This window comes from Bulleidia sp. zg-1006, assembly GCF_016812035.1.
Lineage (GTDB): Bacteria > Bacillota_I > Bacilli_A > Erysipelotrichales > Erysipelotrichaceae > Bulleidia.
The window spans coordinates 942,295-966,817 of sequence record NZ_CP069178.1 but is presented as its reverse complement, the minus strand read 5'-3'; the positions used below and the strand labels follow the sequence as shown (position 1 = coordinate 966,817).

The 24,523-nt window shown below is 36.7% G+C and carries 22 protein-coding genes and 8 tRNA genes; 29 read left to right on the top strand and 1 reads right to left on the bottom strand.

Annotated elements, in window-relative coordinates:
• Positions 1–59: 59 nt before the first annotated feature.
• Both JOS54_RS04855 and JOS54_RS04850 read left to right on the top strand, forming a co-directional pair.
• On the top strand, positions 60–1,592 hold the full coding sequence (locus JOS54_RS04855; RefSeq protein ID WP_203244502.1) for a hypothetical protein: 1,533 nt from the start codon (positions 60–62) through the stop codon (positions 1,590–1,592).
• On the top strand, positions 1,589–2,143 hold the full coding sequence (locus JOS54_RS04850; RefSeq protein ID WP_203244501.1) for a haloacid dehalogenase-like hydrolase: 555 nt from the start codon (positions 1,589–1,591) through the stop codon (positions 2,141–2,143). Before JOS54_RS04855 ends, JOS54_RS04850 begins: the two co-directional genes overlap by 4 nt.
• 51 nt (positions 2,144–2,194) lie before the next feature.
• Here the strand turns inward: JOS54_RS04850 and pta are convergent, their stop codons facing one another.
• Positions 2,195–3,196, bottom strand: a complete 1,002-nt coding sequence (pta, locus tag JOS54_RS04845; protein ID WP_203244500.1) for a phosphate acetyltransferase — start codon at positions 3,194–3,196, stop codon at positions 2,195–2,197.
• A gap of 93 nt (positions 3,197–3,289) precedes the next feature.
• On the opposite strand from pta, the gene JOS54_RS04840 reads away from it, so the two are divergent.
• From JOS54_RS04840 to JOS54_RS04710, 27 genes are all read left to right on the top strand, one after another.
• Positions 3,290–4,102: an aldose 1-epimerase family protein gene (locus JOS54_RS04840; protein ID WP_203244499.1), complete on the top strand. Its 813-nt coding sequence runs from the start codon at positions 3,290–3,292 to the stop codon at positions 4,100–4,102.
• Positions 4,103–4,112: 10 nt separating this feature from the next.
• Positions 4,113–4,844 carry a glucosamine-6-phosphate deaminase gene (gene nagB / locus JOS54_RS04835; RefSeq protein WP_203244498.1) on the top strand — a complete coding sequence of 244 codons (732 nt, stop codon included), beginning with the start codon at positions 4,113–4,115 and terminating at the stop codon, positions 4,842–4,844.
• A 57-nt stretch (positions 4,845–4,901) separates the two neighbouring features.
• A complete protein-coding gene (gene trxA, locus JOS54_RS04830) occupies positions 4,902–5,210 on the top strand; it encodes a thioredoxin (protein WP_203244497.1) in 309 nt (102 codons plus the stop codon).
• A gap of 147 nt (positions 5,211–5,357) precedes the next feature.
• Positions 5,358–5,897, top strand: a complete 540-nt coding sequence (locus JOS54_RS04825; RefSeq protein WP_203245784.1) for a helix-turn-helix domain-containing protein — start codon at positions 5,358–5,360, stop codon at positions 5,895–5,897.
• A gap of 9 nt (positions 5,898–5,906) precedes the next feature.
• A complete protein-coding gene (locus JOS54_RS04820) occupies positions 5,907–7,481 on the top strand; it encodes an ABC transporter ATP-binding protein (RefSeq protein ID WP_203244496.1) in 1,575 nt (524 codons plus the stop codon).
• Positions 7,481–8,260, top strand: coding sequence for an ABC transporter permease (locus JOS54_RS04815; RefSeq protein ID WP_203244495.1), 780 nt, complete (start codon positions 7,481–7,483; stop codon positions 8,258–8,260). The genes JOS54_RS04820 and JOS54_RS04815 overlap by 1 nt, the downstream gene beginning before the upstream one ends.
• Positions 8,260–9,075 (top strand): ABC transporter permease, encoded by an 816-nt coding sequence (locus tag JOS54_RS04810; RefSeq protein WP_203244494.1) that lies wholly within the window; start codon positions 8,260–8,262, stop codon positions 9,073–9,075. The genes JOS54_RS04815 and JOS54_RS04810 overlap by 1 nt, the downstream gene beginning before the upstream one ends.
• Complete coding sequence (locus JOS54_RS04805) at positions 9,050–10,141, top strand: ABC transporter substrate-binding protein (protein WP_203244493.1); 1,092 nt, start codon at positions 9,050–9,052, stop codon at positions 10,139–10,141. The genes JOS54_RS04810 and JOS54_RS04805 overlap by 26 nt, the downstream gene beginning before the upstream one ends.
• A 36-nt stretch (positions 10,142–10,177) precedes the next feature.
• The gene (locus tag JOS54_RS04800) at positions 10,178–10,741 is read left to right on the top strand and encodes an HD family hydrolase (RefSeq protein ID WP_203244492.1); all 564 of its coding nucleotides are present in this window, start codon (positions 10,178–10,180) and stop codon (positions 10,739–10,741) included.
• A gap of 125 nt (positions 10,742–10,866) precedes the next feature.
• Positions 10,867–11,334: a PTS glucose transporter subunit IIA gene (locus JOS54_RS04795; protein WP_203244491.1), complete on the top strand. Its 468-nt coding sequence runs from the start codon at positions 10,867–10,869 to the stop codon at positions 11,332–11,334.
• The gene (locus JOS54_RS04790) at positions 11,327–12,154 is read left to right on the top strand and encodes a PRD domain-containing protein (protein WP_203244490.1); all 828 of its coding nucleotides are present in this window, start codon (positions 11,327–11,329) and stop codon (positions 12,152–12,154) included. The genes JOS54_RS04795 and JOS54_RS04790 overlap by 8 nt, the downstream gene beginning before the upstream one ends.
• A gap of 46 nt (positions 12,155–12,200) precedes the next feature.
• On the top strand, positions 12,201–13,697 hold the full coding sequence (locus JOS54_RS04785; protein WP_203244489.1) for a PTS transporter subunit EIIC: 1,497 nt from the start codon (positions 12,201–12,203) through the stop codon (positions 13,695–13,697).
• A gap of 228 nt (positions 13,698–13,925) precedes the next feature.
• Positions 13,926–13,999 (top strand) — tRNA-Arg (locus JOS54_RS04780).
• 4 nt (positions 14,000–14,003) lie between these two features.
• Positions 14,004–14,080, top strand: a tRNA-Pro gene (locus JOS54_RS04775).
• Between the two features lie 3 nt (positions 14,081–14,083).
• Positions 14,084–14,160 (top strand) — tRNA-Met (locus JOS54_RS04770).
• A 31-nt stretch (positions 14,161–14,191) separates the two neighbouring features.
• Positions 14,192–14,265: transfer RNA gene (locus tag JOS54_RS04765), tRNA-Ile, on the top strand.
• 5 nt (positions 14,266–14,270) lie between these two features.
• Positions 14,271–14,361 (top strand) — tRNA-Ser (locus tag JOS54_RS04760).
• Positions 14,362–14,381: 20 nt separating this feature from the next.
• Positions 14,382–14,459: transfer RNA gene (locus tag JOS54_RS04755), tRNA-Met, on the top strand.
• A 2-nt stretch (positions 14,460–14,461) separates the two neighbouring features.
• Positions 14,462–14,534 (top strand) — tRNA-Phe (locus tag JOS54_RS04750).
• A 53-nt stretch (positions 14,535–14,587) separates the two neighbouring features.
• Positions 14,588–15,478 (top strand): carbohydrate kinase family protein, encoded by an 891-nt coding sequence (locus tag JOS54_RS04745; RefSeq protein ID WP_203244488.1) that lies wholly within the window; start codon positions 14,588–14,590, stop codon positions 15,476–15,478.
• Positions 15,468–17,618, top strand: a complete 2,151-nt coding sequence (locus tag JOS54_RS04740) for an HAD-IC family P-type ATPase (RefSeq protein WP_203244487.1) — start codon at positions 15,468–15,470, stop codon at positions 17,616–17,618. The genes JOS54_RS04745 and JOS54_RS04740 overlap by 11 nt, the downstream gene beginning before the upstream one ends.
• 54 nt (positions 17,619–17,672) lie before the next feature.
• Positions 17,673–17,753, top strand: a tRNA-Leu gene (locus tag JOS54_RS04735).
• Between the two features lie 237 nt (positions 17,754–17,990).
• On the top strand, positions 17,991–18,365 hold the full coding sequence (locus JOS54_RS04730) for a hypothetical protein (protein WP_203244486.1): 375 nt from the start codon (positions 17,991–17,993) through the stop codon (positions 18,363–18,365).
• Positions 18,366–18,401: 36 nt separating this feature from the next.
• Positions 18,402–19,727, top strand: a complete 1,326-nt coding sequence (locus JOS54_RS04725; RefSeq protein ID WP_203244485.1) for a replication-associated recombination protein A — start codon at positions 18,402–18,404, stop codon at positions 19,725–19,727.
• 67 nt (positions 19,728–19,794) lie between these two features.
• Positions 19,795–22,095 carry an endopeptidase La gene (gene lon, locus JOS54_RS04720; protein ID WP_203244484.1) on the top strand — a complete coding sequence of 767 codons (2,301 nt, stop codon included), beginning with the start codon at positions 19,795–19,797 and terminating at the stop codon, positions 22,093–22,095.
• Positions 22,096–22,152: 57 nt separating this feature from the next.
• Positions 22,153–23,466 carry a C1 family peptidase gene (locus tag JOS54_RS04715; protein WP_203244483.1) on the top strand — a complete coding sequence of 438 codons (1,314 nt, stop codon included), beginning with the start codon at positions 22,153–22,155 and terminating at the stop codon, positions 23,464–23,466.
• Between the two features lie 59 nt (positions 23,467–23,525).
• Positions 23,526–24,428 carry an ROK family protein gene (locus JOS54_RS04710; protein WP_203245783.1) on the top strand — a complete coding sequence of 301 codons (903 nt, stop codon included), beginning with the start codon at positions 23,526–23,528 and terminating at the stop codon, positions 24,426–24,428.
• Positions 24,429–24,523 lie beyond the last annotated feature (95 nt).

The window sequence follows — 24,523 nt, the reverse complement described above, 5'->3', positions numbered from 1 at the left end:
TGTTTTTGGACAAGAAAAGAAAAGTCCATTAAAATAGTAAAGGTGAATGGGAGACTAGTATGGTACTAGGAATTTTAGTAAGCGTTGCGTCTGTTGTCTTATGGGAAGCCTTAGGACACTGGGTTCAACATGTGCTTCATTTTAGTAAAAATAAAGAATATGGCTTTCCACTAGGAATTGTGGCTAGCTTTGGTATATTGGAATTTCTTTTCTTAATTGGTATCGGACTTCACTTCGGTCGTGGTTGGTTTGTGTTTTGGACCATTGTTCTAATTGCTTTTATGTTGTTTACGCTATGGTCACAACATACTAAGACATTTCATTCTTTGTTTCGTTGGCAATCCTTGGTTGTCTTGGGTAGTTGTATCTTAGGTTTTTTTCTTGTGAAACAATACGCTAGTTTGGATATCAATTTCGTTGATGGTTCTTTACTACAAGGCTTTCCTCTTTGGCAACAAGCTCTGCAATATTGTTTGCGTTATTTTCAAATTTCCTTTGGCTTATGGATTATTGTTATGAGTCTTTGGTTTTTAGGATCTTTGACCTTTAATATCGTGGATAGTTTTCACTTAAAAAATCCATGGTTTTGTTTCTGCGTGTTGTTAGCGGGTATTTTTTTCAGTTCCTTCCGTAGTCATCAATTGATTCAACTTGGTTCGATGAATTATTGGCGAATGCTGTTAGCGTCGTATTTGTTGTTTGTGTTGTATCGTCTTTTCTCTGAAAAAGAAGAAGTGGTTCATGTTTCTTTTATTCCCATGACAATTTTAGCCGGCTTATTTGTATCAGATGGCTTTGTTTTAATTAGTGTGGAATTATTGTTAGCTTATTTTATCTTTTGTTTGTCACGAAAAGAAATCCGTATTTTATATTGTTTGATTTTCTTGAATTTTCCATTAGTTCTTTATTTTGCCAGCTATTTGGGACAAAAAAATGTCTTTGCTTTTTTGCTGGTAGCTATTGGGTATGGCTTTTTACTAAAGATTAGAGATAATCAAAAAGTTTATGTGTATTTAATTGATGCGGAAATGTTTTTCTTGGATTACTATAAGATGATTTTTTTTGTAATTTGTCCAATTATATTGATGTTAGTAACCTTATTTCTTCGTTTTGCGATGCCCGATAATTTTATTACTTACCATTCCTTTTTGAACTACATAAAGGCGCAACCGGTGAATTATTATTTCTTTATTCGTAGCAATTGGCTGGAAATTATTTTAAGTACAATTCGTTGGATTGGCGTGATTATCTTCTTATGGCAATCACATAAACGAGAAGAGGATAGGTGGGTTCGTACTTTATTAGTTATGATGGTACTTTGGTTCGTTAATCCACTAACAATGGGTTTATTGGTTAAGATGAGTGGCTTAAATGCATTGACACTAGGTTTTGAAATTCTTTTTAATCCATTAACAGATTTATTATCTTTTATTGCTATCTATGAAATGTTCCAATGGACAGTTATTGGACAATGGGTATTGGAGTTAGTATTGGTTCTTGCTACTTTATTTGGTCACACATTTTCTTATTTACATGTACCGGCTGGACTGTATACCAATCTAATTGATGGCACAATGGAGGTCAAGAAATGAATGTCTATGATTGGGATAAGACTATTTATGATGGTGATTCTACTTTTGGTTTTATTCGCTATTTATTTTGCCATTATCCAAAGACTTTACTTAATTTACCAAGAATCATCTTTTTTGGAATTGGCTATGGCTTACAGCTTGTTTCAAAACAAAGCTTCAAGGAAAACCTGTTTCATTTGTTTGTGTATGTGAAAGATATGCCTCTTGCAACAAAACGGTTCTGTGAAAGTCATTTAGACCATGTAAAATCCTTTTATCAACAAAAAGAAGATGATGTGATAATTTCTGCTTCCCCTGAATTTTTAATTCAAGAATTTGGTCGTTTACTACACATCCAATGCATTATAGCGTCACCTGTTGAACAAAAAACAGGTCATTATATGGGTCTAAATTGTCATGGAGAAGAGAAGGTAAAACGTTTTTACAAACGTTTTCCAAAGGGAGAAATTCATGAATTTTACTCGGATTCATTAAGCGATACACTTTTGGCGCAACTAGCAAAAAAAGCCTTTTTAGTAAAAAAGGAGAAAGTGTTCGATTGGCCAAAATAAAAAGAGGATTAGATACAACTTACTCTGTACCTAATCTTCTTTTTTGTTTGATTATTTTTGTTGAGCTTGAACAGCAGTTAATGCGACAACACCAACAATATCTTCCCAAGAACAACCACGGGATAAATCATTCACCGGTTTCGCAATTCCTTGTAACATAGGACCATAGGCTTCCGCATTACCTAAGCGTTGAACTAATTTATAACCAATATTACCAGCATCTAGGTTAGGGAATACCAAGACATTGGCATGTCCTGCTACAGTGGAGTTTGTTGCCTTTAAGGCGGCAACTTCCGGAATAATAGCTGCATCCAATTGCAATTCACCATCGGATTTCAAATCACTATAGTCACGAGCGGCGATTTCAGCCGCTTCTCTTACTTTATCCACTAAAGCATGTTTAGCACTACCTTTTGTGGAATGACTTAAGAAAGCTACTTTCGCTTCTCCGCCAACAAGATACTCAAAACTCTTAGCCGAATCAGCCCCAATTGAAGCTAATTGTTCAGCTGTTGGATCTTGATTTAAACCACAGTCAGCGAAAATGAAGGTACCATTTTCACCTAAATCCTTATTCACCGTACTCATCACAAAGAAAGCAGAAACTAACTTAGCGTTTGCCGCCGTCTTTAAGATTTGTAAAGCAGGGCGTAGGGTATTGGCGGTTGAGTGACAAGCACCTGATACCAACCCATCTGCTTCGTCTAACTTCACCATCATAACACCAAAAGTCGTGTTATCTTCACTCAAAGTCTTACGAGCTAATTCTTCACTCATCCCTTTTGCTTTACGAAGTTCAGTTAAAGTTGTTACATAGATATCTAACTTATCACTTGTTTTTGGATTGATGATGGTTGCTTGGTCAATATTCAAAGCCAATTTTTTAGCATCATCTTTCACTTTTTCTTTATCCCCCAATAAAATTAAATTTGCTAAATCTTCTTCTAAAATTTTAGCCGCGGCACGGAGGGTTCTTTCATCTTCCGCTTCAGGCAAAACAATCGTTTTTTTATCCGCTTTCGCTTTTTCCTTAATGGAATCAATAAATGCCATACTGTTTTATTTCTCCTTTTAACCATCTTATTATAAACCAACTATTACCTTTATGCTTAATATGGGAAAGAGTATACTAACAAAGGGGTGAATATGAGTACATATACAATTGAAAATCAATGGGTTTTGGTTCAAGTTGATGAACAAGCCGCTGAAATTCATCATTTCCAATCCAAAGAAAATGGTTTGGAATATATGTGGCAAGGTAATCCGAAGTATTGGTCCGGTAGAAATCCAACACTTTTTCCTATGGTTGGAAAAAGTAAGAGTGGCTATTTAACCATCAAAGGGAAGCCTTATCAGATGGGTAACCACGGCTTTACAAGAAATAGCTTATTTCATTGCATACATCACGATGAAAATACCATTGCGATGGTTTTAGAGGATAGTGAAGACACATTAAAGCAATATCCATACCACTTTCGCTTAGTGATTGACTACATATTAGTTGCTAAAAAGTTAGTGATTCATTATTCCATTGAAAATAAGAATGAAGAAGTGATGCCCTTTCATTTCGGCTTGCATCCAGCTTTCAATTGTCCTTTAGAAAAAGGAAAGCATCAACAAGACTATCACATTGAACTTGCGCAAGAAGAACTAGTGAATGGTGTTTTAACAAGCAAGATTGATTTAGATCCAGTGGAATTGCGAAAAACCATCATTTTAGAAAAGCCAAGTAGTCGATGGTCAAAATTAAGCGATGGAAAACATTTTGTAAAAGTTTTTCATGATGGCTATCCTTGGCTTGCTTATTGGTCACCAGAAGCGCCTTTTGTTTGCATAGAACCGTGGTATTCTCATACCGATTTTACAGAAAATCATTTGGACTATGAGGAAAGAGAAGGATGTATTAAAATAGAACCTAAGGGAGTATGGCAGTGTTCCTATTCCATTGAAATTGATTAAGGAGAAAAGTATGTTTAAAATCATGGTTAAGAAAAATTATGAGGAAGTTTCAGAAGCTGCTTTTGAAGCATTCCGTCCGGTGATGGATAAAGAAAATTGTGTATTAGGTTTGGCGACCGGTTCTAGTCCGCTTGGCTTATACAAGAAAATGATTGAAGACCATCAAAAAAATGGTACATCCTATGCTAAGGCAATTAGCTTTAATTTAGATGAATACGTTGGTTTACCAAGAAATCACAAAGAAAGCTATTATACTTTTATGCATGAAAATTTATTTAATCATATTGATATTAAAGAAGAAAATACGCATGTTCCAAATGGTGAAACCGGCAATCCTGAACAAGAATGCAAAGATTATGAAACTGCTTTAAAGAAGGTATCCGTGGATGTACAAATCTTAGGTATTGGATCCGATGGTCATATTGCCTTTAATGAACCGGGGGCTTCTTTTGAAAGTGAAACACATGTTATGGAATTAACGGAACAAACACGTCAAGATAATGCTCGTTTCTTTGCGGGGGACATAAACCAAGTGCCTACCTTAGCTATTACGCAAGGTTTGGCTTCTATTATGCGCGCTAAGAAAATTATCTTAATTGCGACTGGTGCCAATAAAGCCCAAGCGGTTAAGAATATGTTAGAAGGGGAGAAGAGTGTGGATTGTCCAGCTTCTATTCTTCAAGACCATGCGGATGTGACAGTTATCTTAGATGAGATGGCAGCTTCTTCTTTGAGCAAATAAATTGTCATAAAAATTGTTTCTGTCATACTAAGAGCATAGAGAAAAGGAGAACTTAAAATGAATGTAATTAAAAATATGGCTGAATACGATGCAATCCTAAAAGACAATGAAAAAGTATTTGTGGATTTCTATGCGGATTGGTGTGGTCCATGTAAGATGGTTGGTCCATTAGTGGAACAATTATCCAATGAAATTAGTGACGTAACTTTTGTGAAAGTGAATGTGGATGAACAGCCAGAAATTGCTCAACGTTATGGTATTATGTCTATTCCAACATTGATTGCTTTCAAGAATGGTCAAGCTGTTACAACAACGGTTGGTTTCAAACCGAAGGAAGAATTAGAACAAGTTATCAAGGCTTTATAAAAACTGGGTTTCCATCCAGTTTTTCTTTTGTTTATAATTTATAAACTTTTTGTTTAAAAATATTGAATATCAGTTAAAAGATTGGTATCATCACTTTGGTATTGCCAATCTTTTTGTTTGGTAATACAAAACAAAGGAAAAAGTATGATTGATATTGGTGCAAGAATAAAACAATTAAGATTAAAAAATGATCTCACATTAGAGGAATTGGCTTCAAGAACGGAATTAACCAAGGGTTTTTTATCCCAATTAGAACGAAATCTGACTTCGCCATCCATTCAAAGTTTGGCTGATGTGGCAGAAGCCTTAGGGGTAAATTTAAGTGGTTTTTTTCAAGAAGATGTTGAGGAACAAATTGTCTTTCAAGCAGAAGATGCTTTTGTGGATGAACAAGAGGGTGTCAAAACCTTTTGGATTGTCCCCAATGCGCAGAAAAATAGAATGGAACCCATTCGTTTGGTTATTGAACCAAATCATCAATCAAAAGTCTTAGAGCCCCATGAGGGTGAAGAATTCGGTTATGTGTTAAGTGGAAGAGTCCATGTGGTTACCCAATCCCATCCAAAAGGATATGTGGTTCGTAAGGGAGATAGCTTTTATCTAACTGGAAAAGAAATCCATTGGATTGAAAATAGAGCTAAAAAAATGGCGGAATTATTGTGGGTATCAACCCCACCAAAATTTTAGGGAGAGATTATGGCAAAAAGACTAATAGAAATCAAGAATGTAGTGAAAACTTTTGGTCAACAAGTGGTACTAAAAGGCATTAATTTAGATATTTATGAAAATGAATTCGTTACTTTATTGGGACCATCCGGTTGTGGTAAGACCACTTTATTACGTATTATTGCCGGTTTTTTAGAAACCGATGGTGGCTCCGTTTTGATGAACGGTGAGGATATTGCGACCTTACCGGCGTATAAACGAGATGTAAATACGGTCTTTCAGCATTACGCTTTATTCCCACACTTAAATGTCTATGACAACATCGCTTTTGGTTTGAAAATCAAGAAAGAACCAAAAGACATCATTAATCAAAAAGTAATGCGTATGTTAAGTCTGGTTGGTTTGGAAGGCTATGAAAAACGCGATGTGACACGATTATCCGGTGGTCAACAACAACGGGTGGCGATTGCTCGAGCGCTGATTAATGAACCAAAAGTGCTATTGCTAGATGAATCATTGAGTGCCTTGGATAAGAATTTAAGAAAAGAAATGCAGTTGGAATTGAAGGAAATTCAACGTGAAGTTGGTATTACGTTTGTTTTTGTAACGCATGACCAAGAAGAAGCCCTTACGATGTCTGATAAGATTGTCATTATGCGTGAGGGGGAAATTGAACAGGTGGGCAGTCCTTTAGCGGTTTATAATGAACCGATTAATGAATATTGTGCTCGTTTTATTGGCGATTCCAATATTATTGATGGCACCATGGTAGCAGACCGTTTGGTTAGTTTTGATGAAAAAGAATACGTTTGTACAGATTATGGATTTGAAGCCAATCAAGAAGTGGATATTATGATTCGTCCGGAAGATATTGATATTGTTGCTAGAAATAAAGGCTTATTAAATGGCGAAGTGAAATCGGTTCTATTTAAGGGTGTTCATTATGAAGTGATTGTTGAAACCGCCAGTGGTACGGCTAAAACCATTACGATGCACGTCACCAAAGAACGTGATGTTGTCAATGAAGAATATGGGGAACGTATTTCTGCTTCAAACTTCTCGATGGACTTAGAAGATGTAGCGAATTTAAACGATGCTGAAGTTATTGCTCGCGCTAATGCTCAAGCTTGGCGTGAAGGGGAAGAAGAAAATATTTCTTTGACCGAAGTGCAATACCAAGTGGAAGAAAAGGTTGGTAGTTATGATTGTACCTTTGGAACGAGTAATGGTACTCGTATTACCATTCAAATTAAAGTGGTGGAGCCAAAAACAACTGAAAACCAAGCTAATCAAGAAGGAATTCAAGCCTTTGATTTCTATACAACTGTAGATGAGTTACAAGAATCCGTTGCTTTAGATACTGATTTAGTGCGTTGGGCAGATGCGTATGCTTGGGATATGGAAGATAATTCCAAGGTTGAAATTTGGGATGTGAAGTACGATTTTGATGTGGATGAAATCAAAGAAGGGGATTATAAGGTTACTTTCGCTACTCAAGGACGTGAATTAAAGCTAGAAACAACAGATGCGATTGCAGTGGGACAAAGAATTGGTTTGTCTTGGAAGCCAGAAGACATTCATGTCATGGAAAAGATGGTGTACTAATGAAGAGTTTTAAACGTTTGGTGTATCCATATGTAGTATGGATGACCATTATGATTGTGATTCCAATGTTGATGATTGTGTTCTATGCGTTCACAAAAAAGGGCAACTCGGTTTTAACCTTGCAGTTTACCTTGAATAACTTCATTCGTTTTTTCCAAGATCCAATCTTCCCGGCGGTTTTATGGCGTAGTTTAAAGATGGCATTTATCACAACGGTGATTTGTATTGTGACGGGTTATCCAACGGCCTATGCGATGGCGAAGCTAAAAGGAAATTCACAAGCTTTGATTTTATTGTTAGTGACGTTGCCAATGTGGATTAATATGTTGGTGCGTACCTACGCATGGCGCGGCATTTTAGCCATATTGAATTTGAGTCCGGAACTAAGGGTGTATGTGGGCATGGTGTACAACTTCTTACCATTTATGATTCTACAAATTTACACTTCTTTATCGAAGATTGATCCAAGTTTGTTAATTGCCGCTCATGATTTAGGTGCTAATGAGGCTCAGACTTTCCGTCGTGTTGTCTTGCCTTTATCGCTTTCAGGAGTGATTTCGGGGATTACATTAGTTTTCTTACCGGCAGTCTCTAGTTTTTTTATTCCAAAGCTATTGGGTGGTGGACAGTATGTGCTAATTGGTAATTTGATTGAAGATTATTTTGTTAGTACAGGTGATTGGAACTTTGGCTCAGCGATTAGTTTAATCATGGCAATCGTGATTTTAATTTCGATGTTTATTACCCGTCGCTTAGATCGTGAAACAAAGGGGGAATAATGCAAGAGAAACAATCTATTTTTTCAAAGGTTTATCTATGGTTGGTGCTTGCCTTCTTCTATGCGCCAATTCTATATGTGCTAATCTTTAGTTTTAACTCATCCAAATCTTTATCCAAGTTTGAAGGATTTTCAATGAAATGGTATGCCAAGATGTTTGCGAATCGAACGATTATGGAAGCCATTTGGTACACAGTGATTATTGCCTTATTAGCAACACTGATTTCAACCATCGTGGGAACAATTACGGCGATAGGTTTAAGTAAATCGAATCGGGTCTTAAAAGAAATGGTATCCCAAGTGAATAATTTACCGATGTTAAATCCGGAAATTGTAACGGCGATAGGGTTGATGTTATTTTTTACAAGTTTGAACATTGCTACTGGGTTTATGACGATGTTATTGGCACATATTGCCTTTTGTATACCATATGTGATTTTATCCATTATGCCACGTTTAAGAAGATTGGATCCAAACTTGGCTGATGCGGCTTTAGATCTTGGTTGCACACCAAACCAAGCCATGTGGAAAGTCATTATTCCACAAATTAAAGGAGGGATAATTGCTGGGGCTTTGGTTGCTTTTTCAATGTCTTTTGATGACTTTGTCATCTCCTTATTTACGACCGGTCCTGGTGTTTCCAATATTTCCATTTATGTGTATTCCAATGTAAAACGGGTGAATCCAACCATCAACGCTTTATCGAGTTTAATTGTCTATGTAATGACAATTATCTTAATTTTAATCAATGTAGTACCAATGGTACAAAAATATAGGAGAGAAAAGAAAAATGAAAAAAACAGTGAAGTTTATTAGCGTAGCCTTAGCTTTATCTCTATTAACTGCTTGTGGGAATAAGAAGGTGGAAACCACACAAATTGACGCCAAACAGAAATATGGTTGCAATAAAATTAATGTTTATAATGCATCAGAATATATCGCGGATGATACAATTAAAAACTTTGAGAAGAAGTATAACGCTCATGTCCAATACGATCTCTTTGATTCTAATGAAATGTTGCACACAAAGTTATTGGGAGGTAGTTCTTACGATGTGATTGTGCCATCAGATTATATGGTTGAACAATTATTAAAAGAAGATTACTTACAAAAGTTAGATAAGTCTTTAATTCCAAATTTATCCAATGTCAACCCAAGTCTTCTTAAGAAACAAAAAGACTTTGATCCAAAACAAGAATATTCAGTTCCTTATTTCTGGGGTAATGTGGGTATTGTTTACAATAAGAAAAAAGTCAATCCGGCTGATGTTGAAAAGTTGGGTTGGAATGTTTTTCGTGATACTAAGTACAAAGGAAAGATTTTTTTCTACGATAGCCAACGCGATGGGTTTATGGTGGCTTTAAAGGCTTTAGGGTATTCTATGAATACCAAGGATGATGGTGAAATAAAAAAAGCGTATGCTTGGTTACAAGAAATGAATAAGACAATGGCACCGTCCTATGTAACGGATGAAGTCATTGATGATATGGTCAATAATAAAAAAGACATTGCAATAATGTATTCGGGTGATGCTTCTTATGTTTTATTGGAAAATGAAGAGTTGGATTATTTCCAACCAAAGCAAGGTACAAATATCTGGACGGATGCCATGGTTATTCCTAAAAATGCAAGTTGCCCAGCTTTAGCTCATGCTTTCATTAATGAAATGGTTTCTAAAGAAGTTCAAAAGAATAACTCTAAAGCTGTTGGTTATACAGCTGTTATTCAAGAAGTGGAAGAAGAAATTGCGAATAATGAGTACGACGGCATCGCTTCTTATCGTCCTAGAACAAATTACAATAAGGATGAAGTGTTCCACTATAATCCAGGTGTGAAAGAAAAACTATCTGATCTCTGGACAAAAGTAAAAGTGCAGAAATAACGGGGAATAACCTCGTTTTTTTGTTATAATCGGATTATGACCATCGAAGAACTTATGCAAGCCATGGATATTAGTATCCGCTTAAAAGATCGAACAAGGCATTGTTATACACAAGAAGGAAGGCATGAAAGTGTTGCCGAACATTGCTGGATGTTGACAATGATGGCTTTTCTTTTAAAAGAAGAGTATCCCGATGTGGATATGAATAAAGTGATTGAAATGTGCATTATTCATGATTTGGGTGAAATCTTTACCGGTGATATTCCCAGCTTTGTAAAAAAAGAGAAAGATACCACTAAAGAAAAAGAACTTTTATTGGAATGGTTAGATCAATTATCACTTCCAACACAAGAAAGAATGAAGTCTTTGTATATTGAAATGGAAGAGCAGAAGAGTATGGAAGCGAAGATTTACAAGGCTTTGGATAAGATGGAAGCTGTTTTTCAACACAATCGTTCCAATATTCAAACTTGGCTTCCTTTGGAATATGATTTACAACTTACTTATGGTGAAAAAGAAGCTTCATTTTCAAGTTATTTAAAAGAATTAAGAGAAGCTATTCGTCAAGAAAGTCTTTTGAAAATTGAAAAAGAGACGTAAAAAGTATTTTCTTTTGAAAGGGCTTTATGTTATCATGAATTTGTAAAAAGCGTGTTACTGTAATGACAGGCATTAGCTCATTAGATTTTTTCTAATGAGCTTTTCTATATTAGAAGGGAAGAAGTATGGGTTTATTTTCAAAGAAGACGCAAGTGGTTGCTCCTTGTAATGGTCAGTTAAAACCACTAGAAAAAGTCAATGATCCGGTGTTTTCAAAAGGTTTAGCGGGAAAAGGCTTTGCGGTTATGCCAAGTGAAAATGAGATTGTTTCCTCGGTGGAGGGGGAAGTAACGATGGTTTTTCCGACTGGACATGCCTTTGGTGTAAAGGATAAAAAAGGTTGGGAATATTTAATTCATATGGGTTTAGATACAGTTACTTTAAAAGGTGAAGGCTTTGAAACAAAAGTAAAGGTTGGTCAGCATCTTAGAAAAGGGGATGTTGTTTCTTATATGGATTTAAATTTGATGAAAGAAAAAGGATTAGAAAGTGATGTTCTCGTTTTAGTTACCAATTCAGGCGATATGACAATGAAAGTATCTTATGGAAAAGTGGAAAAAGGACAAGTCGTTGCGGAAGTGAATCATGCTTAAAATTGAGAAAGTGTTAAATCACAATGTGGTTTTATGCCAAGATGATAAACAAAGAAATTTGATTGCTTTTGGGACTGGTCTTGGTTTTCAAAAGAAAGCCGGAGATAGTTTAGATGAAACGAAAATAGTGAATTTGTATGGGCTAAAGAATTTAGCTCGTTATGAAAAATTAATTAGTGAAACAGATAATCAAATTGTTTCTATATCGGAAGAAATCATTCGTGAATTAAAAGAATGCTTTTCACAAGATTTTGACCAAAACATCCATGTGTCTTTATTGGATCACTTACGCTTTAGTGTGAAACGCTATCATGAAAATATTGTTGTACAAAATGTGTTCGTAGATGAAACAGCTTATTTTTATCCCAAGGAATTTGCGTTTGCGAAAAAAGCTTTGCGTATGGTGAATGAAAGTTTAAAAATCAATCTTCCTTTAGCAGAAGCAGGTTTTCTTTGTATGCATATTCATGCGGCTTTGCACCATGAGGATTTAAGTTTTACAAACTTGAGCTTCCAAGTAATGAGTGATGTGCTTAGTCTGATTGAAAAGAACTTAGGCGTTGATTTAAGACAATACGAAGATGCTCGCCAACGCTTGATGACACATATTCGTTTTGCGGTAAGGAGATTTTTAGATCATAGTGAAATTCAAAATGATTTAAAGGAAGTCATTCAAGAACGTTATGCAAAAGCCTTCGCACTTGCGAAAAAGATTTCTGAAGTCATTGAAGAAAAATATGGTTTATTGCTAAATGAAGCGGAAATGGCTTATTTGAGTGTTCATTTAGAAAATATTATTCGTAGTATTCCCTTGGTCTAAACATAAGAATTCTTGTGTTCATACATAGAAAGAAAGGAGAGAATGTATGTTTAAGACATTACAAAAAATTGGTAAATCATTCATGTTGCCAATTGCTATTTTGCCGGCGGCCGGTTTACTTCTAGGTATCGGTGGTGCTTTATCTAACCCGACAACGGTAGCGGCTTATCCGGTTTTAGCGAATCCTGTTTTACAAGGGATTTTCCAAGTTATGTCGGCGGCAGGAAATGCGGTCTTCACAAATTTGGCTTTACTATTATGCATTGGTTTGTGCGTTGGTCTAGCAAAGAGGGATAAAGGAACAGCTGCTTTAGCAGGGGTTGTTGGTTATTTGGTGATGACGGCTACGATTTCTGCTTTATTAGCCATCTTTAATCCTAAAGGAAATGCGATTGATACAGGTGTGATTGGAGCTGTTGTGATTGGTCTGATTGCGGTCACATTGCATAATAAGTACCAAAATATTCAATTGCCTCAGGTATTAGGCTTCTTTGGCGGTTCTCGTTTTGTGCCGATTGTAACCAGTTTTGCGGCAATTGGTGTTGGTGCAATTTTCTTTGTGGTATGGCCTCCATTCCAAAACTTATTGGTGACTTCCGGTCAATACATTGCTAAGGCTGGTCCAATTGGAACATTCTTGTATGGTTTCTTAATGCGTTTATGTGGTGCAGTTGGTCTTCATCATATGGTTTATCCCATGTTCTGGTACACCGAACTTGGTGGTGTTGAAACGGTTGCAGGTGTTTCCGTGGCTGGTGCTCAGAAGATTTTCTTTGCTCAACTAGCCAATCCGAACCATGTTGGTTTATTTACCGAAGGAACGCGTTTCTTTGCTGGTCGTTTCTCAACAATGATGTTTGGTTTGCCGGCGGTTTGTCTGGCGATGTATCATTGCGTACCAAAAGAACGTCGTTCAAAGTACAAAGGCTTATTCATTGGTGTGGCTTTAACTTCCTTTATCACCGGAATTACGGAACCAATCGAATTTATGTTCTTGTTTGTTAATCCGTTGTTATATATTATTCATGCTTTCTTTGATGGTGTTAGTTTCTTGATTGCGGATGTATTGAATATTTCGATTGGTAACACTTTCTCTGGTGGGGTAATTGACTTCACATTGTTCGGTATCTTACAAGGAAATGAACATACAAATTGGGTATTACAAATTCCATTTGGGCTAGCGTGGTCCGTACTTTACTATTTCTTCTTTCGATTCTACATCACTAAGTTTAATGTGATGACACCTGGTCGAAGTGAAGAAGAGGAAGAAGAAATTAAGGTGGAATCGAAGTCCTCAATAAAGGAGGAATCAGTAGAAATTATTACGGCTTTAGGTGGCTCTGAAAATATTGAAGATGTGGATGCTTGTATCACTCGTTTGCGAGTGAATGTTAAGGATTCTTCAAAGGTAGATAAGGCAAAACTAAAGAAGATTGGCGCAACAGATGTATTGGATGTAGATGGTGGTATTCAAGCTATTTATGGAGCGAAAGCGGTTCTCTACAAGAATAATATGATTGAGATTTTAGATTTAGATGAATAAGAGATAGCCCTGAGATTGTACCGACCCCTAAAAGTTAGACCAAAATCTAACGATTGGAGGTCGGTATTTTTATGGCAAAATATTCATATGAGTTTAAGAAACAAATCGTTATGGAGTATCTGAAAGGAAATGATGGTTTTCAATCCAAAGGCGAAAAAAGAGTTAAAAAAAGCTCTTGTCAAAAGGGTTAGGCAATGGTAATATAAATGGGCACTGAAAAATAGATATGCGCCGATAGCTCAACTGGATAGAGTATTTGACTACGAATCAAAAGGTTGCGGGTTCGACTCCTGCTCGGCGCGCTTTCGGGATGTAGCACAGCTTGGTAGTGCACTTGATTTGGGATCAAGGGGTCACAGGTTCGAATCCTGCCATCCCGACCATTTGGCGAGATAGCTCAGTTGGCTAGAGCAATCGGTTCATACCCGGTAGGTCGTGAGTTCGAATCTCACTCTCGCTACCATTTGTTTTTTAACAAGAGTGTTACCACATGAGGACCCTTAGCTCAGTTGGTCAGAGCTATCGGCTCATAACCGATTGGTCGAAGGTTCGAGTCCTTCAGGGTCCACTATTGGAGGAATACCCAAGTGGTTGAAGGGTCCGGTCTTGAAAACCGGTAGGTCGAGAAATCGGCGCCTGGGTTCGAATCCCAGTTCCTCCGCCATTATTAACACTCAAACACATCGCGAGGTAGAGCAGTCCGGTTAGCTCGTCGGGCCCATAACCCGGAGGTCGTTGGTTCAAATCCTTCCCTCGCAACCATTGGCTCTGTAGCTCAGTCGGTAGAGCAAAGGACTGAAAATCCTTGTGTCGGCGGTTCGATTCCGCCTGGAGCCACCTTGTGGAAAACCCCAATGAAATTGGGGCTTTTTATTTGTTATAATGGTCATATGAAAAAAACACTTATTATTGGTACTGTACAAGCCGAATGGCTTGAATATGTTAAAGAATTACCTAAAGGGAATGAAGATTATGAAGTTCTTTCTTCTCATTTGCAACTAAGTGGTTCAGCTTTAAAAGCGGCCACTGTTTATCAACAATTTGGCTTTCCTTATGAAGTGATTGCTCCTGTGGGAGAGGGGAGCGTTGGTGATGAACTAGGTAATTATTTATCTGAGAAACAAATTGATGTGCAACATATTGAAGGCATTCATGGTTCATCGACTTTGCTTATTGATACAAAGAATCGTTCTAATCGCATTTATGCTCCAGGAGTTGAATTTAATATTTCAAATAATTTATTTACAACGATTGAGCCAAAAGACTTTGAACGTGTTTTGGTATTTGGGGATGCTTTGATTAGTGAAAATGCGAAAGATGTGCTTGGTTTATTAGAAGAAATCGGACAAGAAGTTTATTTCGCACCAGGTTCTTATTTCCAAGCCATTGAGGATGAACTATTAGATGCTATGTTGGATTTGCATCCAATTATGGTTTTAGAAGATACGGATTTATTATTAGAAAATTTTGATTATTTAGAAACGATGATTTCCGGTTTACAAGAAGAGAGCCAAAATACCATTTTATTCTTAGCTCAATTTCAAGCTTTATATGGCTTTGAATTAAAGCAAAAGTTCTTATTAGAAAATCGTGCATTTGCAGATGAAGAGTACATTGCAATTGCTTATTCACTGGCAAAGTTAGCTAATATTGACGCAAGGAACGCACTATTATTTGCCCAAGAAATGGGCATAGCTGCCAAAAACCATCAAACGCTTTCTTCTCAACAAATTACATTATTCAAACAACGATTAAAAGGAATGATTTTGCATGCATCATAAAACAAAAGATACTTTTTGGAAAGACCTCTTTTTAGAACATATTTTTACGTATTTTAATTTTTTAAATGTGCTTCTTTTTGTTTGGGTTGCTAGCATTGGGCGAATAGAAAATGGTCTTTTTATGGGCGCATGTTTGTTTGCGGTTGTCACAAGTGTGTACCACTCCGTTAAAGCAAGACACCAACTTAAAAAGATGGAATTATTTGTGCAAGAAAAATACCATGTTTATAAACAAGATAAACTTTTATTGCGAGATGAAATTGAAGTAGGTGATCAAATTGAAATATCCGTTGGTCAACAAATTCCGGTAGACGCTATTTTGCTAGAAGGAAATTTAGAAGTCAATGAGGCTTTATTAACTGGGGAAGAGCAGGAAGTCATTAAAAATCCGGGAAGTGCTTTAATTGGAGGAAGCTATGTGCTGTCAGGACAAGCTATCTTAAAAGCAAGCACAATAGCCCAAGAGAGTAAAGCCGAACAAATGATTCAAGAAGCTCGTAAAGTGAAAAAAGGAAAGATGGGTCTAGTGAAAGAGTTGGATCAATTCTTATGGTTGATTTCTATTTTATTAGCACCACTTGGCATTGCTTTATATCTTGTTCAAATTTCTAAGATTGGCTATGAAGCAACCGTTTTAGCAACAGTGGCCGCTTTGATTGGTATGATACCGGAAGGTCTGTTGGTATTGACCAGTATGTCTACGATGATTGGTGCTCTTCGTTTGAGCAAAAGGTATGTCCTAACCCAAAACTTGAATGCTTTAGAAAATTTAGCGAGAGTAGATACCATTTGTTTGGATAAAACAGGAACTCTAACAACCGGTCAATTAAAAGTTAAAGAAGTGACTTGGTTAGAAACTTCTTATGAAAGACAATTAAAATTGCACATCAGTCAAGAAACAACGAATAACCCAACGCAACTTGCATTACAGAAATATTTTGGTAAACAAGAGGAACGTTTAGAGGAGTATTTATCTTTTTCTTCTAAGCGAAAGTACAGTGCTTCTAAAATGAAGGATGGTTCTATTTTTTTGGTTGGCTCGATGGAATCGTTTGGTGGTGAATTACCGGAAAAGCTAATTTGGGAACAAGAAGCCGGGAATCGTGTGATTACTTTAGCTCAAGGAAAAGGAAAGTTAGATCAAATCGAAGGAGTAAAAGCAATCGGCTATGTGGTTTTAGAGGATGAATTGAAGAATCATATTCAAGAAACATTAGCCTATTTACAAAATGAACATGTAAACCTACGCATTATCTCTGGTGACCATGAAAGAACGGTCGCTTCAATTGCTCGTAAGGCTGGTTATCAAAATCTAACAAGAAGTGCTAATGTGAATGAAAAATTGGATTATTCTTTACAAGTGTTCGGTCGTACGCTTCCGGAACAGAAAAAGGATATTATTAAGCATCTTCAACAAGAAGGGCATATTGTTGCGATGGTTGGTGATGGGGTGAATGATGTATCGGCTTTAAAACAGGCGGATGTGTCAATTAGTTTTGAAAGAGCTCATGCAGCTGCTAAGAATGTGAGTGATATTGTCTTAGTTCATAATGATTTTGCGCAAGTCCCAAAGGCGATTGAAGAGGGAAGGAGAATTATTTTTAATATCTCCAATAGTGCTTCTTTGTATTTTATGAAGACTATTTATTCCTTTGTCCTTACGATTTTGTTGTTGGTTTTAAAATATAGTTATCCTTTTTTGCCTATTCATTTAACCGTTTTATCTGCCTTTGGTGTAGGTATACCTACTTTCTTATTACAATGGGAAAGTCATCCGGATCCAATTCAAAAAGATTATTTAAAAAGGGCTATTTTAAAAGCCGTTCCGTGTGCTTTTCAATTATTACTTGGTATCATCGTTCTTCGTTATTTACAATTGTCAAGATGGATTCTGCTTTGGTCAGCCATGAGTTATATTGTTGCTTTATTGGTGATATATCCACCAATTACTAAGATGAGAAAAATAGTCATTATTTCTATGGCATTAGCGTATAGTCTTATCTTTTTATGGTTAATGCTTCATCAATCTATGGATGTATCAAGTTTACAGTCCTTACAGGATATAGGAATATTGCTGGCACTCATCTTTGCCCAAAGTTTCTTCTACTTTGTCTTAATTGGATTAAAAAGGAAGAACTAGCACTTTGTTTTATCATAGAGTAAAATGGAATAGCCTTTAGGAAGGCTATTATAGGCGGTCATGGTGGAATGGTAGACACGCTGATCTCAGACGTCAGTGAGGAAACTCATGCAGGTTCAAGTCCTGTTGACCGCATTTGTAAAAGGAATATTCTCTTAGCTTAAGGAGATAAGGCAATCATTCGTCTAATCTTCAAATAGTATTCTTTGGATCAATCAACCTTTATGTAAAAAACAAGGCGTTTTTTCATATTTTAATAGTAATTATTCCAAATAAATTCTAAATCTAGTAAAAAATAGTGGTATTTTTTGTATAAATTCGTGTAGAATAAAACTATATATAAGAAAGCTTATAGCAGAGAAGGAGATTTTTATGAGAAAAGTACATAATGGAAAAGTTTATGATACAGAAACTTCTGTGTTTGTGATGTCGTTGAATATAGAAGGATTGAAGCGCGATCTTTATCAAAAATCAACAGGGGAGTTCTTCTTGTATGACGAAAATTCGGAAAGAATGCGTCCACTTCGTTTTAAAGAGGCTCAGCACTATGTATTTGAACAAGGCACAAAAGAAATCCAAAATAAATTCTTTGGTGCGATTGAAACGAATCATGAAAAGATTTTAATTTCAGCCTATATTACAAAAGCTCAAAAAGCTCATTTAAAGAGAGCGGCCGCTATTCACGGTAGTTCCATTTCAGCCTTGATTGGTCAATGGGCGGACTCTTTGGATTATTTCGATAAATAAGGAGACGAAAGTCTTCTTTTTTTATACAATAAGGGTATGAATTTATTCCAAGAAGAAAATGATGAATTGAAAGAACCGTTGGCACACCGTATGCGACCTAGGACATTAGAAGAAGTGGTTGGTCAGTCACATATTTTAGCAAAAGATAAATTGTTATATCGAGCTATCCAAGCCGACCGTTTGTCTTCGCTTATTTTAACGGGACCAACAGGAACAGGAAAAACAAGTTTAGCAATGGTGATTGCTCATAGTACAAAATCTAATTTTGAACAAGTCAATGCGACCATAGCGGGTAAAAAGGATTTAGAAAAAATTGTTGAAGAAGCTAGAAACTATAAGGAACAATATGGTAAAAAGACGATCTTGTTTATTGATGAAATTCATCGTTTCAATAAAGCCCAACAAGATTACTTACTACCTTTTGTTGAAGAAGGATTGGTCACTTTAATTGGGGCAACCACTGAAAATCCTTATTTTGAAGTCAATCGAGCTTTATTATCAAGAAGCACGGTCTTTCAATTAAAACCACTTTCTAAAGAAGATATTGTGCAACTTTTAAAAAGAGCTTGTGCTGACCATAAACGAGGAATGGCTGTCTTTATGCCCCTAGTTCAAGAAGATGTTTATAGCTTTTTGGCTCAAGCTAGTGATGGTGATGCAAGAGTAGCTCTTAATGCTCTTGAATTAGCGATATTAACAACCGATGCGAATGAGGAAGGTTATCGTGAAATCACATTAGAAATAGCGAGTGAATGTATTCAAAGAAAAGTACTTCGTTATGATAAGGATGGGGATAATCACTACGATACTATTTCTGCTTTTATTAAAAGTATGCGCGGTTCTGATCCCGATGCGACCATTTATTATCTGGCTAGGATGTTAGAGGCAGGGGAGGATGAACGTTTCATTGCTCGTCGTATTATGATTTGTGCTAGTGAAGATGTTGGTAACGCTGATCCTAGAGCGATTGAAATTGCGACAAGCTGTGCTTTGGCAATGGAAAGAGTCGGTTTACCGGAGGCGACGATTATTCTAGCTCAAGCTTGTACCTATGTGGCTTGTGCACCAAAATCAAATGCAAGCTACTTGGCACTTCATAAAGCTCAAGAGGCAGTTAAAAAGTATGGTAATCTTCCGATACCGGCCTATTTAAAGAATATCGTGATTGAGGGTGAAGAGAATATTGGTAAAGAAAAAGGCTACCAATACGCTCATGATTATCCTCATCATTATGTGGAGCAACAGTATTTGCCCGATGCGATTAGAAAAGAAGTCTTCTATCGTTTTAGTGATAATGCTTATGAAGCAAAACTGAAAAAATATTTTGCATATATCGGTAAAAAGAAAATCGGGAAAGAATGAGCGTAATATTAGCACTCATTCTTTTTAAGTGCTAAAATAATAGTCATAAAAGAAAGGTAACTAAACTATGGCAGAAATCGTTCCTATTTATAACGTTGTTATTCTTCCTCATTCCACAGTTTTCCTAACGAGTGAATCTTTTAAAGAAGCCACCGGCAAAGAAGCGAAAGTGGGTGAAAAAATATATTTTGCATTAGAGAAGAAAGCATTGAATGAAGAAAATTTTCTTCCTGAAAACTTTTATAGCTTAGGTGTATCGGGAACTATTACCGAAGTACATAACGATGGTTTTTTAATTGTTAAAACACACAATCGCATTGAGTTTGAAGATTTGTATTTAAATGCGAATCGTACTTTAGGGGTTACCAGTGTCATCAACAATCCTGAAAAAGAAGATGTGGAGGAAGAAAATTACCAAAGCCGTATTCAAGGTCTAAAGAATAGTTTAATTCAATTTACATCGCAATATCGTTGGGCATTAGGAGCAAAATCCTATATCCAACAGATGACTACAGCGGAAGAAATTATGACAGGCATGTCGCAACTCATCAGTATTAGCGCTGAGGATAAATATGCGTTGCTAGTTGAAGATTCGCAAGAAAAACGTTTATCGATGATTGAAAAATATGTTTTGGAATATACAGAGATGAGCAATGTATCCAAAGCGGCCAGTTCAGCTCAAGAGGAAGACAATCAGAAAGCTTATCGCGAAATGGCAATTAAGAAACAAATTGAATTCTTGCAAAAAGAGTTGGATGAGATGCATCCGGAAAATGTAAGTGATATTCGTAAACTGGAAAAAAGAATTCAAGAATCCGGGATGAATGAAACAGCTCTAAAAGAAGCTGAAAAAATTCTTTCTCGTATGAAACAAGAAGGTTCTAATTCACCGGAATATGGGAATCTTTATAACTATTTAGATTTTTTAACTTCATTATCTTGGCAAGTTCCTTTGGCTGAAAAAATTGATATTCATAAGGCGGAGGAAATCTTGGATGAAAATCACTATGGTTTAAGGAAAGTGAAAAAGCGTATTTTGGAACAAATTGCCGTGATGGATTTAAACCACCAACAAACCGGCTCTATTCTTTTGTTCGTGGGAGCTCCAGGAACCGGTAAGACCTCCGTTGGTAAATCCATTGCTCGTGCTTTAAAGCGTGAATATGTCCGTGTGGCTTTGGGTGGTGTTCGTGATAGTTCGGATATTCGTGGTCATCGTCGCACTTATATTGGAGCCATGCCCGGTCGTATTATGAATGGTATTCAGAAGTCCGGTTCTTCTAATCCGGTAATGGTGCTGGATGAAATTGATAAATTATCAGCTTCGTACAACGGGGATCCGGCTTCGGCTTTATTGGAAGTGTTGGACCCTGAACAAAATAACACCTTCACGGATCATTACATGAATGTACCTTATGATTTATCGAATGTTTTATTTATTTGTACAGCGAATAGCTTGGATTCTATTCCGGAGCCATTATTAAATCGTATGGAAGTGATTGAATTTCAAGGCTATACGGAAAGTGAAAAGTTCCAAATCGCTAAGCGTCATTTATTGCCAAAATCCATGGCAAAGATGGGTATTTCTAAATCCATGTTAACGGTCAGCGATGATAGTATTCGAGCTATCATTTCGGGTTACACGATGGAAGGCGGTGTGCGTGGCTTAAAAAAGAGGATGGACCAAATTTGTCGTTATACAGCGGTATTAGTTTCTCGAGGTCGCGCATCAAAATTCCGTGTCAGTCGAAAAAACTTATCAGAAGTATTGGATATGGATCCAATTGAACATGCTAAAATTCAAAGAAATGCCAAGGCCGGTATTGTGACCGGTTTAGCTTGGACAGCGGCCGGTGGTGAGATTCTCTTTATTGAAAGTCTAATGAGCGAGGGTAAAGGGAATATTAAGATGACGGGGCAACTTGGTTCAGTGATGCAAGAATCAGTGCAGATTGCTTTATCTCTAGTGAAGACGATATTTCCAAAAGAAGCGAAACAATTGGAAAACCATGATATTCATATTCACTTCCCATCTGGTGCTGTTAAGAAAGATGGTCCAAGTGCCGGCATAACGATTACGACGGCACTAGCTTCTTTGTTGACGAATCAAAAAGTTCATCCAAGTTTAGCAATGACAGGTGAGGTTTCACTTCGTGGCGGTGTGCTGGCGATTGGTGGTTTGCCTGAAAAGTTAATGGCAGCGCTTCGATCGGGGGTAAAAACAGTTTTAATTCCAAAGGATAATGAAAAGAATTTAAAGGATGTCCCACAAGAAGTAAAAGATCAGTTGAAGATTGTTCCCGTTGCAACAATTGAAGAGGTTCTATCGATTGCTGGAATTAAGAAGCAAAATAGTGTCATTCGGTAAATCTATAGACAGTTATCTATAACTAACTTATACTAAATAAAAAGGAGAGGAAATGGTATGAAAATTGAGTTAAAAGAAATTGAAAGACTAGAGAAAAAATATAGTAAGAATGAGAAAGCGACGGTATTACGTCATGCTTTAAGTACGCATCCATTAAATGATGTTGTCCACAATGAAATGGCAGACCGAGATAACCAAAACATGTTCTCCTTAGATTTAGAAACAATGCCGGTGACGAACCAACTTCAATCAGGACGTTGTTGGATTTTCTCGGCATTAAATGTTTTAAGAGAAGCGACAGCTAAGAAATATAACGTAGAAGAATTGGAATTCTCACAAAATTATGTAGCATTTTACGATAAATTAGAAAAAGCCAACTGGTTTATGACCTGTGCCATTCAAGAAATCGGGGCTGGATTAGATTCTGAAAAAATGCGTTTCTTACTCAAAGAAGCTGTTGGTGATGGTGGTCAATGGAATATGTTAGTGAGTTTGATTCGTAAGTATGGAATTGTTGTAAAGTCCGCAATGCCGGAAACTTACCAATCATCCCATACAAACTCCAATATTTTATTAAATCGTCGTCTACGCCGTTTTGTTTTGGATATTCAAGGCAAGAATGAAACGCAAATTGCTCAGTTGCATAAAGAGGCCCTAGAAGAAATTTATGGTTTATTAGCTTCTTGTTTCGGTTTACCACCCAAAACATTCACTTGGGAATATCGTGATAAAGACAAAAAATTCCATCGCTTAGAAAACCTAAATCCAGTGAAATTTTATGAAGATTTAGGTATTGCTTTAGAAGATTATATCTATATTATCAATGGACCAACCGCAGACAAGAAATTCTATCAAACATATTCGGTTGAATTATTGGGAAATGTAGTGGATGGTGAGGATATCTGTATGTTAAATCTACCAATGGATGAGCTGAAAGAAGCTGTTATTGCCCAAATGAAAGATGGTATGCCAACATGGTTCGGTTGTGATTGCTTACAGTTTGCTAATCGTACAACAGGGGCGTGGGATGATCAACAATATGCTTATGCTTCTAGCTTTGATATGAAATTAGAAATGAGTAAAGCAGAACTGTTGGATAGTCATGAATCCATGATGAATCACGCCATGGTTTTGACAGGTGTTAATTTAGTAAATAATCAACCAAATCGTTGGAAGATTGAGAATTCTTGGGGCGATACGATTGCTCATAAAGGCTATTTCGTTGCTTCGGATACATGGTTTGATCAATATGTTTATGTAGCAGCGGTCAATAAGAAGTATTTAAGTAAGAAAGCCTTGAACGCTTTAAAGAAACCATCAAAGGTCTTAAAACCTTGGGATCCGTTTGGAACGCTAGCAAGCACAAAATAAAGATGAGAGAAATCTCATCTTTTTCTTTGTATAATAGAGATGATGTTAGGAGATAAATGATGAAAACATATATTGGAATTGATTTAGGTGGAACGAATGTGCGAGTGGCTAAGGTCAGTGAAACAGGGGAAATATTAGCTAGTATAAAAAGCGCTTCTTATGGAAATGAAGGCGTTGAAAAGGTGTTATCTAATTTGAAATCTTTGGTTCGTGAAATTCCCAATTGGAAAAATTGTATAGCAATCGGTATTGGTGTTCCAGGTCCTGTCAACACCAAGACAGGAGCGATGAATTTAGAAACAAATTTACCGGGTTTTCAAGGCTATCCTTTAGCCGGTGAATTAAAGAAAGAATTTGGGATGCCTGTGTTTATTGATAATGATGCGAATGTGGCTGCTTTAGCGGAAGCGATGGTTGGTGCCGGAAAAGATTTTTCCAGTATTTACTACGTAACAATTTCAACGGGTATTGGTGGTGCTTTCGTTTGGCATAAACAAGTGATTTCGGGAAGTCATGGTTTTGGTGGAGAAATTGCGAATATTATCGTTGATCGTAATCGTGAGAAGATTAATTATTTAAATGTTGGGGCAATCGAAAATGAAGACAGTGGTACAGCGATTGTTCGAAAAGGAAAAGCTTTATTCCCTCAAGAAGATATTCAACACGCCGGTCAAGTATTCCAATTAGCGAAACAAGCTAATCCAGATGCCTTGAAATTAAAAGCAGAAATCGTCCGTGATTTAGGACAATTGTTTGCGACAATCTCTTGTGTTGTGGATCCTGAAGCTTTTGTGTTGGGCGGTGGCGTTATGAAATCAGCTGACTTGTTCTTTAGTGAAGTGATTGAATCCTTTAAAACACAATCACATACCTTTGTTGGTGATACACCATTTTTAATGGCAGAATGTGATGAGCCGGGGGTTATTGGGGCGGCAATGTTGCCAATGTCACAAGGATTATGATTTTTCATATGGCGGATGATCGTCTTTATCGTTATTGGGTTTGTTTATTCTAATATAGGTTTAAAGAAGAAAAAAGTGGACTTCGATGAGAAGAG